We start from the raw sequence: 14,546 nt of genomic DNA on the forward strand, positions 1-14,546 counted from the left end.
GCCCGCCGCGAGCCTGTGAGGGGTGGGGGCAGAGGGGTCCTTCCTCAGGGGTGGGTCATGGACAGCACGTCGAGGGCGGCGTCCAGCTGCTCCTCGGTGAGCTTCCCCTGCTGCACGTAGCCGCGCTCCACGACGACCTGGCGGATCGTCTTCTGCTCGGCCAGCGACTGCTTGGCGACCTTGGCCGCCTCCTCGTAGCCGATGTACTTGTTCAGCGGCGTGACGATGGACGGCGAGGACTCGGCGTAGGTGCGGCACTGCTCGACGTTGGCGGTGACCCCGTCGACGCAGCGGTCGGCCAGCAGCCGGGAGACGTTGGCCAGCAGCCGGATCGACTCCAGCACGTTGCGGGCCATCAGCGGCAGCGTGACGTTGAGCTCGAAGACCCCGGTGGTGCCGGCGTAGGTGACCGCCGCGTCGTTGCCGATGACCTGGGCGCCCACCTGGATCACGGCCTCGGGGATGACCGGGTTGACCTTGCCCGGCATGATCGAGCTGCCCGGCTGCAGGTCGGGCAGGGCGATCTCGCCCAGGCCGGTGCGCGGTCCGGAGCCCATCCAGCGCAGGTCGTTGGCGATCTTGATCAGCCCGACGGCGATGGTCTTGAGCTGGCCGGAGCCCTCCACCAGGGCGTCGCGCGAGCTCTGCGCCTCGAAGTGGTTGCGCGCCTCCGACAGCGGGAGCTCCAGCTCGGCGGCCAGCCGCTCGATGATGGCGGCGGCGAACCCGGGCGGGGTGTTGATGCCGGTGCCGACGGCGGTGCCGCCCAGCGGCAGCTCGCCGATGCGGGGCAGGGAGGCCTGCAGCCGCTCGACGCCGTAACGGACGGCCGCGGCGTAACCGCCGAACTCCTGGCCGAGGGTGACCGGGGTGGCGTCCATCAGGTGCGTGCGGCCGCTCTTGACCACCTCGGCGAACTCGTCGGCCTTGCGCTCCAGCGACAGCTCCAGGTGCTGGAGCGCCGGGACGAGGTCCCGGACGATCGCCTGGGTCGCCGCGACGTGGATCGCGGAGGGGAACACGTCGTTGGACGACTGCGAGGCGTTGACGTGGTCGTTGGGGTGCACCGGGCTGCCGAGCGCCTCGGTGGCGAGGGTGGCGATGACCTCGTTGGTGTTCATGTTGCTCGACGTCCCGGAGCCGGTCTGGAAGACGTCGATCGGGAAGTGGGCGTCCCAGTCGCCCCGCGCGACGGTCGCGGCCGCCGTGGTGATGGCGTCGGCGACCTCCTGCGGCAGCACCCCGAGGGAGGCGTTGACCCCGGCGGCGGCGCCCTTGATGGCGGCCAGCGCGCCGATCAGCTCCCGCTCGATCGGGGTGCCCGAGACCGGGAAGTTCTCCACGGCCCGCTGGGTCTGGGCGCGCCACTTGGCCCAGGACGGGACACGGACCTCGCCCATGGAGTCGTGTTCGATGCGGTGATCCGCGCCGTCGGTGTCGGTGGCCACGCTGCGCTCCCGGGGGTGGTGGGGATGGGACTGGTGCTGCAGCAGCGACCCTAGACACCGGCGGGGGTGCGGTCCGGAGGGCCTCCGCCGCGGCTGCCGCGGACGGCGCCCGGCGCGTCCTACGCTCCGCCGGACCACGAGCCCTGGAGGGACCCGCACCGAGCTCGACCGACCGCTCGACTGACCGGAGGAGCACTGATGACGCCGCCCCCGCCGCAGCTGCCGCCGTGGGAGCGCCCGCAGTGGCGGGACGGCACCGACCCCGGCGCCGCCGACGGGCTCCCGCCGGGGCCGTCGCCCCTCGGCCAGCAGTACTGGACGCCGCAGTACGGGCCGCCACACCCCGGCCAGCCGCCGTACGGCCAGCAGGCGTACGGACCGCAGTACTGGACGCCGCCCTCCACCGCGCCGCCGCCCGGGCGCAGCGACCGCACCGTGCTGCTGTGGTTCCTCGGCGTCGCGGTGGCGCTCGTCGCGGTGGTGGTCGGCGTGCTGCTGGTGGCCGAGGACGCGTCGCCGGACGCCGTCGTGCCCGCCCCCGTCGCCGTCCGGGAGCCCGCCGGCCTGGGCGAGGACCCCGGGCTGGACCGGCTCGCGCAGGAGTGCCACGACGGCCGGATGCGCGCCTGCGACGACCTGTACACCGACTCGCCGGTCGGCTCGGACTACGAGGACTACGGCGACACCTGCGCCGGACGGCGGGGCGGCGGCGCCTGGTCGTTCTGTGCCGACGTCTTCTCCGACACCGGGGACTGAGCGCAGCCCGCTGGCTAGGGTCGGGCGCATGACCTCCGAGCAGCCGCCCGGGCCGCAGCCGGGCCGCACCGACGTCCCCGTCGTCCGGGCCGGCGACACCGACCGCGAGGCGACGGTCACCCGCCTGCAGACGGCGGTCGGCGAGGGCCGGATCTCCCTCGACGAGTTCGGCCAGCGCGCCGGGGCCGCCTACGCGGCGACGACGACCGCGGAGCTGGACGCCCTGCTGGCCGACCTGCCGGCCCCGGCGTCGGCGTCGCCCGCGGTGGGCGAGCCGGTCGGCGAGCAGACGCCCGAGGCGATCTCGAGCGTCTTCGGCGACGTCAAGGTCACCGCGACCACGTCGGTGCCGGCACGGGCGAACACGGTGTTCGGCGACATCCGGATCGACCTGCGCGGGCTGCGCACCTCGGCCGGGACGGTGCGGCTGGAGCTGGGCACGGTCTTCGGCGACGTCGACGTGATCGTCAGCGAGGGGGTCGCGGCGGTCATCGAGGGCTGGACGGTGTTCGGCGACCGGAAGACCGAGCTCGCACCCGTGCCCCGGCTGGCCGGCACGCCGCAGGTCGTCGTCCGGGCCCGGACGGTCTTCGGTGACCTGCGGCTGCGCAGCCTGGCGCCGGGGGAGTCGGCCAGCCGGTGGCGGGCCGTGCTCGACCGGCTGGCCGACCGTCGGCCGCCCGCGCCGCCGCTGCCGCCGGCCGGCTGACCCTCAGGCCTCGTCGTCGCCGAACGGCACGGCGGAGTAGGCGTTCAGCTTCTCCAGCGAGTGCAGGCTCTCGATCGACCGGATGGTGCCCGACCGCGAGCGCATGACCAGCGACTGCGTGGTGCAGCCGCCGGCCCGGTACTGCACGCCGCGCAGCAGCTCGCCGTCGGTGATCCCGGTGGCCACGAAGAACACGTCGCCGCTGACCAGGTCGTCGATGTCGAGCACGCGGTCCAGGTCGTGCCCGGCGGCCAGCGCCCGCTGCCGCTCGGCGTCGTCCCGCGGCCAGAGCCGGCCCTGCAGCGCACCGCCCATGCACTTGAGCGCGCAGGCGGTGATGATCCCCTCGGGGGTGCCGCCGATGCCCATCAGCAGGTCGACGCCGGTGCCCTCGCGGGCTGCGGCGATGGCGCCGGCGACGTCGCCGTCGCTGATGAACTTGATCCGGGCGCCGGCCTCGCGGACCTCCTGCACCAGGTCCTCGTGCCGCGGCCGGTCCAGGATGCAGACGGTCACGTCGCCGACGGACACCCGCTTGGCCTTCGCGACCCGGCGGATGTTCTCGGCGGCCGGCGCGGTGATGTCGATGACGTCGGCCGCGATCGGGCCGGTGGCGATCTTGTCCATGTAGAACACCGCCGAGGGGTCGTACATCGCGCCCCGGTCGGCCACCGCCATGACCGCGACGGCGTTCGGCATGCCCTTGGCCATCAGCGTCGTGCCGTCGATCGGGTCGACCGCGACGTCGTACTCGTTGCCGGTGCCGTCGCCGACCTCCTCGCCGTTGAACAGCATCGGGGCCTCGTCCTTCTCGCCCTCCCCGATGACGACGACGCCGCGCATGCTCACCGTGCCGATCAGGGCGCGCATCGCGTCGACCGCGGCCCCGTCCCCGCCGTTCTTGTCGCCCCGGCCGACCCAGCGACCGGCGGCCATCGCCGCCGCCTCGGTGACCCGCACCAGCTCGAGGGCCAGGTTCCGGTCCGGCGGCGGGCGGTCCCCGCGGGGGGCGCGGGCGGGGCTGGCGGGCAGCGGTCCGTCGGGCAGGGGCAGGGACACGGGACCTCCTGACGGCCGCCGGCGACGCTGTCGGCGGGTGGGGGGAGCAGTGCTGCGATCCTAGGGGCATGCCCGAAACCGGCCAGCAGGGTCAACAGCCCGGTCCCGTCGCGGCCGGGGCCTCCGCCCCCGTCGAGGCGCCCGCCCCGCCCGCGGTGGACCGGATGCAGCGGTTCACCGCGGCGAACATGCTCCGGTCGCTGCTGCCGCTGGTCCTCGGCTGCCTGCTGGTCGTCGGGGTGACCACGTGGAAGCAGAACCCCGACGACCCGGTGCGCGAGGTGGACACCTCCGGCGCCGAGCGCACGGCCGCCGAGCGGGCCTCCTACGAGCTGCTGGTCCCGCGCGGGCTGTCCGAGGACTGGCGGCCCACCAGCGTGCGGACCGACGCCGGGCAGGCGACGGCCGGCGACCCGATCACCCTGCAGATCGGCTGGCTGACCCCCGACGAGGAGTTCGCCCAGTACGTGGTCAGCGACGACGCGGACGCCGCCGCGCTCACCGACGTCCTCGACGACGCCACCGACGACGGCACCGAGCAGGTGGGCGGGGAGAGCTGGCAGCGGGTCACCACCGAACGCGGCGAGACGGCGCTGACCCTCGCGCAGGGGACGGCGACGCTGCTGGTCACCGGCTCGGCGTCCGACGAGGAGCTGCAGACCCTCGCCGGCTCCCTCCAGCCCTACCGCCCCTGACCGACCCACCTCGGGGGGCGGACATGGCCATGTCCGCCCGGGGTGGGCCGCTACTCGGTGGGGGCGGCCGCCGCGAGGCGTTCGCGGGCGCGGTCCAGCCAGTGCTGGCAGAGCTCGGCCAGCTGCTCGCCGCGCTCCCAGAGCGCCAGCGACTCCTCCAGCGTCAGCCCGCCGGCCTCCAGCTTCCGGACGACGTCGGCCAGCTCCTCGCGGGCCTGCTCGTAGGTCTGGGTCGGCTCGGGGGCCTGGGGCTCGCTCACGGGGGACCATCCTGCCTGTCGACGCGCACCGGCAGCCGGCCACCGGCGACCCGCACCTGCAGCCGCTCGTCGTCGCCCACCTCCGCCGGGTCGCGCACCAGCGCCCCGTCGGCGCGCTGCACCACCGCGTAGCCCCGGTCGAGGGTCGCGGCCGGTGACAGCGCGGCCACCCGGGCCCGGGCGTGCTCGAGGTCCCGGTCGGCCAGCTCCACCCGCGAGGTGAGCGTGCGGGTCGACCGCCGGCGCAGCGCGGCGACGTCGTCGGCACGGCCGGCCAGCAGCCGCTGCGGGTCGGCGAGCACCGGCCGGCTGCGCACCTGCTCCAGCCACCGCTCCTGCTGCTCCAGCCGGCTGCCCAGCAGCTGCCGGGCCCGGGCGCGGAGCCCCTCGACCAGCCGCCGCTGCTCGCCGATCTCCGGCACGATCCGGTGTGCGGCGTCGGTGGGGGTGGCCGCCCGGACGTCGGCGACGTGGTCGACCAGCGTGGTGTCGGTCTCGTGCCCGACGGCGGTGACCACCGGGGTGCGGGTGCCGGCGATCGCGCGCACCAGACCCTCGTCGGAGAAGGGCAGCAGGTCCTCGACCGAGCCGCCGCCGCGGGCGATGACGATCACCTCGACGGTGGGGTCGGCGTCCAGCCGGCGCAGCCCGGCCATCACCGACTCGGCCGCCGTCGGCCCCTGGGTGGCGCAGTTGTGCACCACGAACCGCACGGCCGGCCAGCGCCGGCGGGCGGTGACCAGCACGTCGCGCTCGGCGGCGCTGTCCCGGCCGGTGATGACGCCGACGACCGCCGGGGCGAACGGCAGCGGCCGCTTCCGCGCCGCGTCGAACAGTCCCTCGGCGGCGAGCAGCCGGCGGATGCGCTCGATCCGGGCCAGCAGCTCACCGAGGCCGACGGCGCGGATCTCGGTGGCGCGCAGCGAGAAGGAGCCGCGGGCGACGTAGTAGTCCGGGCGGGCCCGGACGACCACCCGGGACCCCTCGGCCAGCTCCAGGCCGGGCCGGTCGGCGACGTCGCGCGGGCACGTGACCGGGATGGACAGGTCGGCGGCCGGGTCGCGCAGGGTGAGGAAGACGGTCGCGGCGTTCCCGCGCCGGGACAGCTGGGCGACCTGCCCCTCCACCCACACCTCGCCGAGCCGGCCGATCCACTCGGCGACCTTGCGGGCCACGGTGCGCACCGGCCACGGCTGCTCGGGGGAGGAGGGGCTGGTCACGGGGAGGAGCCTGCCACTGCCGTCGCCGGGGCCCGCCGCTAGCCGGGGTAGCCGGGCGCGGCCGGCAGCCCGAAGAACTCCTCGAGCGTCCGGACGCCGGTGCGCTGCAGCTCGGTGGCCAGCGGGACGCCCACGTAGCGCACGTGCCAGGGCTCGTACTTGAAGCCGGTGACGTCCTGGGCGCCGTCGGGGTACCGGATCACCCACCCGAACCGCGCGCCGTTGGCCGCCACCCACTGGCCTTCCGCCGTGGTGCCGAAGCAGCTCTCGATGTCGCAGCCGCCGCCCCCGACGTCGGCGGCGAGCCCGGTCTGGTGCTCGCTGTGGCCCGGCCGGGCGACCTGCACCTCGGCCCGGGTCTCGCCGAACCGGGCGACCTGGGCGCTGAACAGGCCCACCTGGTAGTCGTAGGAGCGGTAGGCGCTCTGCACCGAGATGCCGAGCCCCTCGGCGGCGGCAGCCGCGAGCATGTCGGACATCGCCTGCGCCGCCTCCGCGCGGAGCTGGAGGCCGCTGATCGGCACCAGGTCGGTCGGCGCGGAGTCGATCGGCGACAGCGGTCGGGCCTTGTTGACCACGACCCAGAGGCTGGCGGGGTCGTCGATCGACTGCTGGGTGCGGTCGAAGGTCGGCGGGGCGGGGGTGCTCGGTGGGGGCGCAGGCGTCGTCGGAGCGGGAGTCGTCTCCGGCGGCGCCGAGGTCGGCGGGGTCGTCGTCGCCGGCGCGGAGGCCGCAGCGGACGCGGGGTCGGCGCCCGGGTCGCGGACCTCCCGCACCGCGACGACCACCGCGAGCACGCCGGCCAGCAGCACGAGGGCCAGCACCAGCCGGAGCCCCCGTGACCGCCGCCGGTGCCTGCCCGGACTGCTGGTCACCGGCTCATCCGCGGTCGATGCTCAGCTTCTCCAGCCGGTTCTGCAGCAGCGTGACGTACGGCGCCCGCGCCCGGGTGGCCCGCTCGTAATCGAGCAGGTCGGCCACCGTCTCGGCCGGGTAGCCGCGCAGCCGGCCGCGCAGCGCCGGGATGCTGAAGGTGTCGTACCCGTCGACCGGGCTGGTGGGGCCGGCCCCGGCTGCCCCGTCGGGGGCGACCAGGGGGTCGCTGGCCCGGCTGTCGGTGACGTCGCTGCCGGGGGTGACGCTCTCCGCGGCCTCCGGACCGCCGAGGTCCACCAGCTCCTCGGCCGCGTCGTCGAGGGCGGCGACGTCCGGGGTGGCGTCGTCGACCAGCTCGGTCTGGCCGGGCGCCTCGCCGGGGCTGACGTCGTCCAGCGTGGGGACGGCGGGGGCCGCGGGCGGCGGGGTGCCGCCGACGACGGCGTCGGCGATGAGCTCCTCGGCGACCGCCTCGTCCACGGCCACCTCCTCCTCGGCGACCTCGGCCACCGCGTCGGCGATGACGTCCTCGACCAGCTCGTCCGGCGCACCGGCGGGCAGGTCGGCGGCCACCTCGTCGGAGACCTCGTCGGCCAGCTCGTCGACGGCGGCCGTGACCGCGTCCGCGATCGGGTCGTCGGGGAGGGCGGCGACCTGGGCCGGGGTGGGCTCGTCGTCCGAGGTCAGGGTCAGCACGGCGGCGGCCTCGGCGGCCAGCTCGGCGTCGGACAGCTCGGCGTCGGACAGCTCGTCGTCGGACAGCTCGTCGGCGTCGGCCAGCGGGTCGGCGGCGGCCAGCGGGTCGGCGGCGGCCAGCGGCAGGCCGGCCACGGCCAGGTCGTCGGCGAGCTCGTCGGACAGCTCCTCGTCGACGGCGTCCTCGGGCAGGTCCGCGACCCGGTCGAAGGCGGAGCTGCGCGGCCCAGGGGTGGTCCCGGCGGCGCGGGTGGGTGCGGGGACGTCGTCGTCGAAGGTGGCCATCCCCGGCTCGTGCTCACCGCGGAGCCCGGTGAACACCTCGTCGCCGCGGGCCACCAGACCCGAGTACTGCTGCTGCAGCCGCAGCGACGTCTGCAGCGCCTGACCGACCAGCCGCACCGGCAGGCCGGGCAGCGTCTCGGGGAGCTTGCGCGCCTCGTCCAGCACGGTGGCGGCCAGTCCGGCTACCGCGCGGACCACCTCGGGGATCTCTCGAGCCATGCCCCCAGCGTGCCGCACGGACCGGCCAGCGGCAGCCCGACCGGGCGGGACGTCGCCCGTGCGGGTGCGGCAGCGTGTCCAGCGCCACCCGCCCGGGCCGTCGGCAGCCGGTCCGGCGCCGCTGGGCCGCCTAGCATGGGTGCCATGGCTGAACCGCGTGGACGCGTCCTGCTGGCCGACCCCCGGGGCTACTGCGCCGGCGTCGACCGGGCGGTGATCGCCGTCGAGCGGGCCCTGGAGATCCACGGTGCCCCCGTCTACGTCCGCAAGCAGATCGTCCACAACAAGCACGTGGTGGCCACCCTCGAGCGCCGCGGTGCGGTGTTCGTCGACGAGACCGACGAGGTGCCCGAGGGCTCGGTCGTCGTCTTCAGCGCCCACGGGGTGTCCCCGGCGGTCAAGGCCGAGGCCGAGGCCCGGTCGCTGCACACCATCGACGCGACCTGCCCGCTGGTGAGCAAGGTGCACATGGAGGCCAAGCGCTTCGCCAAGGACGACTACGACATCCTGCTGATCGGCCACCGCGGGCACGAGGAGGTCGAGGGCACGATGGGCGAGGCCCCGGCCCACACCCAGCTGGTCGACGGCGCCGAGGACATCGCCAACGTGCAGGTCCGCGACCCGGAGAAGGTGGTCTGGCTGTCGCAGACCACCCTGTCGGTCGACGAGACCCTGGCCACCGTCGACTCGCTGAAGTCCCGGTTCCCCGGTCTGCAGAGCCCGCCCAGCGACGACATCTGCTACGCCACCCAGAACCGCCAGCAGGCCGTCAAGCAGATGGCCGGCGAGTGCGACCTGGTGCTGGTGGTCGGCTCGACGAACTCCTCCAACTCGGTGCGGCTGGTCGAGGTGGCGCTGGAGGCCGGTGCCCGCGACTCGCACCTGGTCGACTTCGCCTCCGAGATCGACGAGGCCTGGCTCGAGGGCGTCGGCACGGTCGGCGTCACCAGCGGCGCCTCGGTGCCGGAGATCCTGGTCAGCGACGTCCTCGACTGGCTGGCCGAGCGCGGCTACCTCGACGTCGAGACGGTCAAGGCCGCCGAGGAGCGCCTGGTGTTCGCCCTGCCGCACGAGCTCAAGCAGCGCCGCACGGCCCTCGCCGTCGACGCGGACTGACGCACCGGCCCCCTGCGGGCTCCGGACGCAGCACGGCCCGGCACCCCGTGGGGGTGCCGGGCCGTCGCACGTCCGGGGCGGTTCAGCGCTTGGCGACCAGCCGGCCGAGCGCGATGACGACGGCCGCGGCGGTGGCCACGCCCATCGCCGGGAAGCCGCGGACCAGCAGGGTCGCCAGCGTCGCCGCGTTGAGGGTGGCCGACGGGGCGAGGCCGATGTTGACCACGGCGACGGCGACGAAGACCAGCGGCGGGGCGACGACCACGCTGAGCAGGTCCCGGCGGCGGACCAGCAGGGCGGCGGCCACGGTGCCGACGGTCAGCGCGACCAGGGTGATCATCCCGAGGCCGAGGCCGATGTAGGAGTCGGCGGCCGCCGCGGCCAGGGTGAGCAGGAAGACGCCGAGGACGGCGAGCGCACCGCTCAGCCGGGAGCCGGAGGTCGGCGCGGTGCGGGTGCGGCCGGCCACGGAGGAGCCGGTGCGCCGCTCGTCGGCAGCGGGCACCGGGCGGCGGAACTCACCCGAGTGGCGGCCGCCGGCGCGGGGCGGGCGGAGGTCGGGGGACCGGCGCTCGGGCGGGCGGCCCACCCGGGCCGAACGGTCGGCCGCGGACCGGTCGCGCTCGGGGGCGCGTCCTCGCGGCGGGGTGCCGCCCACGCGGGGCGAGGGGTAGCCGCGGCCGGCGGCGCGGCCGGCGTCGCTCCGTTCTGCACGCACGGCGTCCTCCCGCCTGTCCTGGGATCGAGCATCGACAGTGACCGGAGCGATGGTGCACCTCCTCGTCGGCGGCGGACGCGCACGCGCGCCCACCGTTGGGGCCACGGTATCGGCCCTTCCTGAGTAGACGCTGGACCCTCGGAGCAGCGGCGGGTCAGAACTCGCCGGTGTCCGCACCGGCAGCTGGCGGAAAGTGCAGAGCGGGGCCCCAGCCGTCCCAGCACGCACACCCGTCGCGGTCCGCGCGTGTCGCGGGCCGGGTCGACCGGGCGTCCGCGCCCGACGCGGCGCGCGGCGTCAGCCGGTGGTGCCGTCCCGCTCGCCGGCGTGCCGACCGTCGTCGTGCCGACCCTCGTCCTGCCGACCGTCGTCCTGCCGGGGGACGTCGTGCCGGGGGACGTCGTGCCGGGGGACGTCGTGCCGGGCGGCCGGCGCCGCGCCGGGGCCGTCGAGCCCGGGCAGCGGCAGCTCCGCCAGCGGGCCGGTGTCCCCGTCGGGCACCGAGCGCAGCACCCGCACGGCGCCCTCGACCGGCGCGGGCCGGGGCACCGGCGCCGCGGCCACGCCCAGGTCGTCGAACCGACGGGTGGCGACCAGCACCGAGTTCTCGTAGGAGCCGACCGTCTCGTTGTAGCGGGTGAGCGCCGACCCGAGCGCGGACCCGAGCCGGGTGAGGTGGCCCGACAGCGTGCTCAGCCGGGCGTGCACCGTGCGGCCGACCTCGAGGACCGCGCCGGCGTCCTGGGCCAGCCGCTCCTGCCGCCACGAGTAGGCGACCGTGCGCAGCAGCGCCAGCAGCGTGCTCGGCGTCGCGACGATGACGTCGCGGGCGAAGCCGTGCTCGAGCAGCGCCGGCTCGGCCTCCAGCGCCGTGGTGAGGAAGCCGTCGGAGGGCACGAACAGCACGGTGAACGGGGCGGCCGCGCCGAAGGCGGTGGGGTACTGCCGGGCGGCGAGGGTGTCGACGTGGGTGCGCAGCTGCCGGGCGTGGTCGGCCACCCGCTGGGCGCGGACCGCCGGGTCGGTGGCCTGCACCGCCTCGATGTAGCCGGTGAACGGCACCTTGGCGTCGACGATCACCTGCCGGCCGTCGGCCAGGGTGACCACCAGGTCGGGGCGCACCCGGGCGCCGTCGTCGGTGGTGCCGCCTGGCTGCTCGACGAAGTCGCAGTGCTCCAGCAGGCCGGCGACCTCGACCACCCGGCGCAGCTGGAGCTCGCCCCACCGCCCCCGCACGTGCGGGGTGCGCAGCGCCGTGACCAGCGCGGCGGTCTCCTGCCGCAGCAGCGCCGAGGTCTGCCCGATGGTGCCGACCTGCTCGCGCAGCTCGCCGTGGGCGGTGGCCCGGTCGCGCTCGATGCCGGCCAGCAGCCGGTGCAGGTGGTCCAGCGACTCGTGCACCGGCTCCAGCCCGTCGGGCGCGGGGGTGCCCCGGCCGCGCAGCGCGACGACGCCGACGGTGACGGCGGTGGCGAGCAGCGCGCCGAGGAGGAGCCCGAGCAGCAGGGAAGCGGCGTCCATGCCCGGCAGGTTGCCTGACGGGTCCGACACTTCGGCCGGCGACGCGCTCAGGCTGCGACGGGGGCGTGCGCCGCCTCGTGGTCGAGCAGCCAGCGCTTGACCGGCGTCCCCCAGCGGAAGCCGCCCATCCCGCCGCCGGTGGCCAGCACCCGGTGGCAGGGCACGAACAGCGCCGCGGCGTTGCGGGCGCAGGCGCCCGCGGCGGCGCGGACGGCCGCGGGCCGGCCGCAGCGGACCGCGAAGGCCGCGTAGGTGTCCGGCCGGCCGGCCGGGACGGTGCGCAGCACCTCCCACGCGTCGGTGAGGAACGGGCCGGAGCGCTGCCGGACCGGCACCGCGTCGATCGCCGCGACGTCCCCGTCGTGGAAGGCGGCGACCACGGCCAGCACCGGGAGGTCGTCGGCGCGCTCGACCCGGTCGGGGCGCAGGTCCCGGTGGACGACCGGCAGCAGCTCGCCGACGTCGGCGGTCCAGCCGCTGGCGAGCACGACGTCCTCGCCGTCGGCGTCGGTGGTGACCAGCACGGTGAACGGGCCGGGCGGGGTGGTGACGGTGGCGAACCGGGCGGGGGCGGTGCTCATGACGGGCTCCGATCAGGAAGGGGACCGCGGGTGAAGAGGGCCGGGACGGCGAGCGCCCACAGGTGCAGGACGGCGTAGGACCGCCACGGCCGCCAGCGGGACGCGGCGTCGGTGTCGGAGCTGCCGAGCGCGGCGAGGCTCCGGCGCAGCGCCAGGTCGCCGGGCAGCCAGACGTCGGGGTCGGCCAGTCCGCGCAGCCCGACCAGCGCCGCCGTCCACGGGCCGATGCCGGGGAGGGCGAGCAGCTGGCGGCGGGCGTCGTCCCGGTCCGCACCGGGCCCGAGGACCACCGAGCCGTCGGCGAGGGCGGCGGCCAGCGTGTGCACGGTCCGCCGGCGGGCGCCGGTCAGCCCGACCGCGGTCAGGTCGGCGTCGGCGAGCGCGTCGGGTCGGGGGAAGGCGTGGGTGAGCGTGCCGACCGGCTCGGCGAGCGGCCGGCCGGCGGCGGTGACCACCCGGGCGGTGAGGGTGCGGGCGCCGGCGACCGACACCTGCTGGCCGAGCACCGCGCGCACCGCGAGCTCGTCGGCGTCCGGCGAGGTGGGCACCCGGCGGCCGGGGGCGCCGGCGACCAGCGGCGCCAGGGCGGGGTCGGCGCCGAGCACCGCGTCGACGGCGGCCGGGTCGGCGTCGAGGTCCAGCAGCCGCCGGCAGCGGGTGACGGCCACCCCGAGGTCCCGCAGCTCGCCGAGCCGCAGCCGTGCGGTCACCGCGGCACCGCCGTCGGGGGCGGGGGAGAGCCGGACGACCGCGGGACCGTGCGGCAGGTCGAGCACCCGGGAGAACGTCGTCCCGTCCCACTCCTCGAGGCCGGGGGTGGCGTGCGCGCCGAGGAAGAGCAGCACCTCGTCGGCGGCGAACGGGGCGCGCGCGGCCAGCCGCAGGGTGAGCCAGCCGGGGGCGCCCCCGTCGGTGCGCGGGGTGGCCGGCCGCAGCGCCGAGGGCGTCGTCGCGAAGACCGACTGCACGGTCTCGTTGAACTGCCGGATGCTGGCGAAGCCGGCCGCGAACGCGACGTCGGCCATCGGCAGCGTCGTGGTCTCGATCAGCAGCCGGGCGGTCTGCGCCCGCTGGGCCCGGGCCAGGGCAAGCGGGCCGACGCCGAGCTCGGCGGTGAGCAGCCGGTGCAGCTGGCGCTCGGAGTAGCCCAGCCGGGCCGCCAGCCCGCCCACCCCGCCGCGCTCGACCTCGCCGTCGGCGATCAGCCGCATCGCCCGGGCGACGACGTCGGCCCGCACGTCCCACTCGGGCGACCCGGGGACGGCGTCGGGGCGGCAGCGGCGGCAGGCGCGGAAGCCGGCGGCCTGCGCGGAGGCCGCGGTGGTGTGGAAGGAGACGTTGCGCTGCAGCGGGGTGCGCGCCGGGCAGGACGGACGGCAGTAGATGCCGGTGCTGTGCACCGCGGTGACGAACCAGCCGTCGAAGCGGGGGTCCCGGCTGGTCACGGCCCGGTAGCAGTGCTCCTCGTCCAGCCGGCCGCGGTCCAGCGTCTGCGTCATGGCCCGAGCATGGCACCCGGGCCGGACGACGACTGGCGGTTTTCGGACGCAGCGGTGGGGGTGGCGGAGGCGCTCGGTCGGGCGCGTTAGTCTGAGAATCAAACCGACGTCACCAGGAGACCCCGTGGACCTCAGCACGACCACCGCCCTCGTCACCGGCGCCAACCGCGGCTTCGGCCGGGCCCTCGCCGCCGAGCTCGTCGCCCGCGGCGCGACGGTCCACGCCGCCGCCCGTCGTCCCGGGTCGGTGGACCTGCCCGGGGTCACGCCGATCGCCCTGGACCTCACCGACCCCGCCTCGATCGCGGCTGCTGCGGCCGCCACCGGCGACGTCGCCCTGCTGGTCAACAACGCGGGCATCGACACCCGCACCAACCTGCTCACCGGCGACCTGGCCGACGTTCAGGCGGAGCTGGACACCAACTACCTCGGCACCCTGTCGGTGGTCCGGGCGTTCCTCCCGCAGGTCGAGGCGGCCGGCGGCACGATCGTCAACGTGCTGTCCGCGCTCTCCTGGATCAGCTTCCCGGGCACCGGCGCCTACAGCGCCGCCAAGTCCGCCGCCTGGTCGATGACGAACGCGCTGCGCGCGGAACTGGCGCCCCGCGGCGTCGCGGTCGCCGGGCTGCACGTGGGCTACATGGACACCGACATGACCGAGGGCATCACGGCGCCGAAGTCCGACCCGGCGCAGATCGCCCGGATCGCCGTGGACGCGATCGAGGCCGGTGCGCACGAGATCGTGGCCGACGAGGTCAGCCGGCAGGTGCAGTCGGGTCTGGCCGGCGGCGTGGCGGCGCTCTACCCGCAGCTCGCCCGCTGAGACCGGTCCGCCGTCCACCGACCGGTGGACGGCGGACCCACTCGCCGGTGGTCCCGGAGCCGGCG

The 14,546-nt window shown here is 76.2% G+C and carries 15 protein-coding genes; 5 read left to right on the forward strand and 10 right to left on the reverse strand.

Annotation, left to right across the window (positions count from 1 at the left end):
* Positions 1–44 precede the first annotated feature (44 nt).
* Positions 45–1,448, reverse strand: coding sequence for a class II fumarate hydratase (locus tag HL054_RS00735; RefSeq protein ID WP_369136768.1), 1,404 nt, complete (start codon positions 1,446–1,448; stop codon positions 45–47).
* Between the two features lie 198 nt (positions 1,449–1,646).
* Between HL054_RS00735 and HL054_RS00740 the strand changes: the two genes are divergently transcribed.
* Together HL054_RS00740 and HL054_RS00745 are read left to right on the forward strand one after the other, a co-directional pair.
* Entirely contained in the window at positions 1,647–2,204 is a 558-nt protein-coding gene (locus tag HL054_RS00740; protein WP_369136769.1) for a hypothetical protein, read from the forward strand.
* Positions 2,205–2,232: 28 nt separating this feature from the next.
* A complete protein-coding gene (locus HL054_RS00745) occupies positions 2,233–2,913 on the forward strand; it encodes a DUF1707 domain-containing protein (RefSeq protein WP_369136770.1) in 681 nt (226 codons plus the stop codon).
* Positions 2,914–2,916: 3 nt separating this feature from the next.
* Here HL054_RS00745 and glpX read toward each other — a convergent pair whose 3' ends face one another.
* Complete coding sequence (gene glpX / locus HL054_RS00750; protein WP_369136771.1) at positions 2,917–3,972, reverse strand: class II fructose-bisphosphatase; 1,056 nt, start codon at positions 3,970–3,972, stop codon at positions 2,917–2,919.
* A gap of 68 nt (positions 3,973–4,040) precedes the next feature.
* Here glpX and HL054_RS00755 point away from each other — a divergent pair, with 68 nt between their 5' ends.
* Positions 4,041–4,667: a DUF4245 domain-containing protein gene (locus HL054_RS00755; RefSeq protein WP_369136772.1), complete on the forward strand. Its 627-nt coding sequence runs from the start codon at positions 4,041–4,043 to the stop codon at positions 4,665–4,667.
* Positions 4,668–4,717: 50 nt separating this feature from the next.
* Here HL054_RS00755 and HL054_RS00760 read toward each other — a convergent pair whose 3' ends face one another.
* Genes HL054_RS00760 through HL054_RS00775 form a run of 4 tightly spaced genes read right to left on the reverse strand, consistent with a single transcriptional unit; the run spans position 4,718 to position 8,223 of the window.
* The gene (locus HL054_RS00760; RefSeq protein WP_369136773.1) at positions 4,718–4,927 is read right to left on the reverse strand and encodes an exodeoxyribonuclease VII small subunit; all 210 of its coding nucleotides are present in this window, start codon (positions 4,925–4,927) and stop codon (positions 4,718–4,720) included.
* Positions 4,924–6,147 carry an exodeoxyribonuclease VII large subunit gene (xseA, locus tag HL054_RS00765; RefSeq protein ID WP_369136774.1) on the reverse strand — a complete coding sequence of 408 codons (1,224 nt, stop codon included), beginning with the start codon at positions 6,145–6,147 and terminating at the stop codon, positions 4,924–4,926. The genes HL054_RS00760 and xseA overlap by 4 nt, the downstream gene beginning before the upstream one ends.
* Before the next feature lie 38 nt (positions 6,148–6,185).
* Positions 6,186–7,022 carry a M15 family metallopeptidase gene (locus HL054_RS00770; RefSeq protein WP_369136775.1) on the reverse strand — a complete coding sequence of 279 codons (837 nt, stop codon included), beginning with the start codon at positions 7,020–7,022 and terminating at the stop codon, positions 6,186–6,188.
* 4 nt (positions 7,023–7,026) lie between these two features.
* Positions 7,027–8,223 carry a hypothetical protein gene (locus HL054_RS00775; protein ID WP_369136776.1) on the reverse strand — a complete coding sequence of 399 codons (1,197 nt, stop codon included), beginning with the start codon at positions 8,221–8,223 and terminating at the stop codon, positions 7,027–7,029.
* Between the two features lie 144 nt (positions 8,224–8,367).
* On the opposite strand from HL054_RS00775, the gene HL054_RS00780 reads away from it, so the two are divergent.
* The gene (locus HL054_RS00780) at positions 8,368–9,339 is read left to right on the forward strand and encodes a 4-hydroxy-3-methylbut-2-enyl diphosphate reductase (protein ID WP_369136777.1); all 972 of its coding nucleotides are present in this window, start codon (positions 8,368–8,370) and stop codon (positions 9,337–9,339) included.
* A gap of 82 nt (positions 9,340–9,421) precedes the next feature.
* On the opposite strand, the gene HL054_RS00785 is transcribed toward HL054_RS00780, so the two are convergent.
* The 4 genes from HL054_RS00785 to HL054_RS00800 all read right to left on the reverse strand — a co-directional run bounded on the left by HL054_RS00785 (position 9,422) and on the right by HL054_RS00800 (position 13,658).
* Entirely contained in the window at positions 9,422–10,057 is a 636-nt protein-coding gene (locus tag HL054_RS00785) for a DUF6542 domain-containing protein (protein WP_369136778.1), read from the reverse strand.
* A gap of 297 nt (positions 10,058–10,354) precedes the next feature.
* Complete coding sequence (locus HL054_RS00790; RefSeq protein ID WP_369136779.1) at positions 10,355–11,578, reverse strand: DNA recombination protein RmuC; 1,224 nt, start codon at positions 11,576–11,578, stop codon at positions 10,355–10,357.
* A 47-nt stretch (positions 11,579–11,625) separates the two neighbouring features.
* Entirely contained in the window at positions 11,626–12,159 is a 534-nt protein-coding gene (locus tag HL054_RS00795; protein WP_369136780.1) for a methylated-DNA--[protein]-cysteine S-methyltransferase, read from the reverse strand.
* Complete coding sequence (locus HL054_RS00800; RefSeq protein WP_369136781.1) at positions 12,156–13,658, reverse strand: AlkA N-terminal domain-containing protein; 1,503 nt, start codon at positions 13,656–13,658, stop codon at positions 12,156–12,158. The genes HL054_RS00795 and HL054_RS00800 overlap by 4 nt, the downstream gene beginning before the upstream one ends.
* A 124-nt stretch (positions 13,659–13,782) precedes the next feature.
* On the opposite strand from HL054_RS00800, the gene HL054_RS00805 reads away from it, so the two are divergent.
* Entirely contained in the window at positions 13,783–14,481 is a 699-nt protein-coding gene (locus tag HL054_RS00805; RefSeq protein WP_369136782.1) for an SDR family oxidoreductase, read from the forward strand.
* The last annotated feature ends 65 nt before the right edge of the window (positions 14,482–14,546 follow it).

It is taken from the genome of Modestobacter versicolor (assembly GCF_041028285.1).
In the GTDB taxonomy this organism is placed as follows: Bacteria; Actinomycetota; Actinomycetes; order Mycobacteriales; family Geodermatophilaceae; genus Modestobacter; species Modestobacter versicolor_A.

What these genes read in the sequence shown, in the direction of transcription:
- HL054_RS00740 (WP_369136769.1), top strand. Translation starts at nt 1,647, where the DNA reads ATGACGCCGCCCCCGCCGCAGCTGCCGCCGTGGGAGCGCCCGCAGTGG.
- HL054_RS00745 (WP_369136770.1), top strand. Translation starts at nt 2,233, where the DNA reads ATGACCTCCGAGCAGCCGCCCGGGCCGCAGCCGGGCCGCACCGACGTC.
- HL054_RS00755 (WP_369136772.1), top strand. Translation starts at nt 4,041, where the DNA reads ATGCCCGAAACCGGCCAGCAGGGTCAACAGCCCGGTCCCGTCGCGGCC.
- HL054_RS00775 (WP_369136776.1), bottom strand. Translation starts at nt 8,223, where the DNA reads ATGGCTCGAGAGATCCCCGAGGTGGTCCGCGCGGTAGCCGGACTGGCC.
- HL054_RS00780 (WP_369136777.1), top strand. Translation starts at nt 8,368, where the DNA reads ATGGCTGAACCGCGTGGACGCGTCCTGCTGGCCGACCCCCGGGGCTAC.
- HL054_RS00790 (WP_369136779.1), bottom strand. Translation starts at nt 11,578, where the DNA reads ATGGACGCCGCTTCCCTGCTGCTCGGGCTCCTCCTCGGCGCGCTGCTC.
- HL054_RS00795 (WP_369136780.1), bottom strand. Translation starts at nt 12,159, where the DNA reads ATGAGCACCGCCCCCGCCCGGTTCGCCACCGTCACCACCCCGCCCGGC.
- HL054_RS00800 (WP_369136781.1), bottom strand. Translation starts at nt 13,658, where the DNA reads ATGACGCAGACGCTGGACCGCGGCCGGCTGGACGAGGAGCACTGCTAC.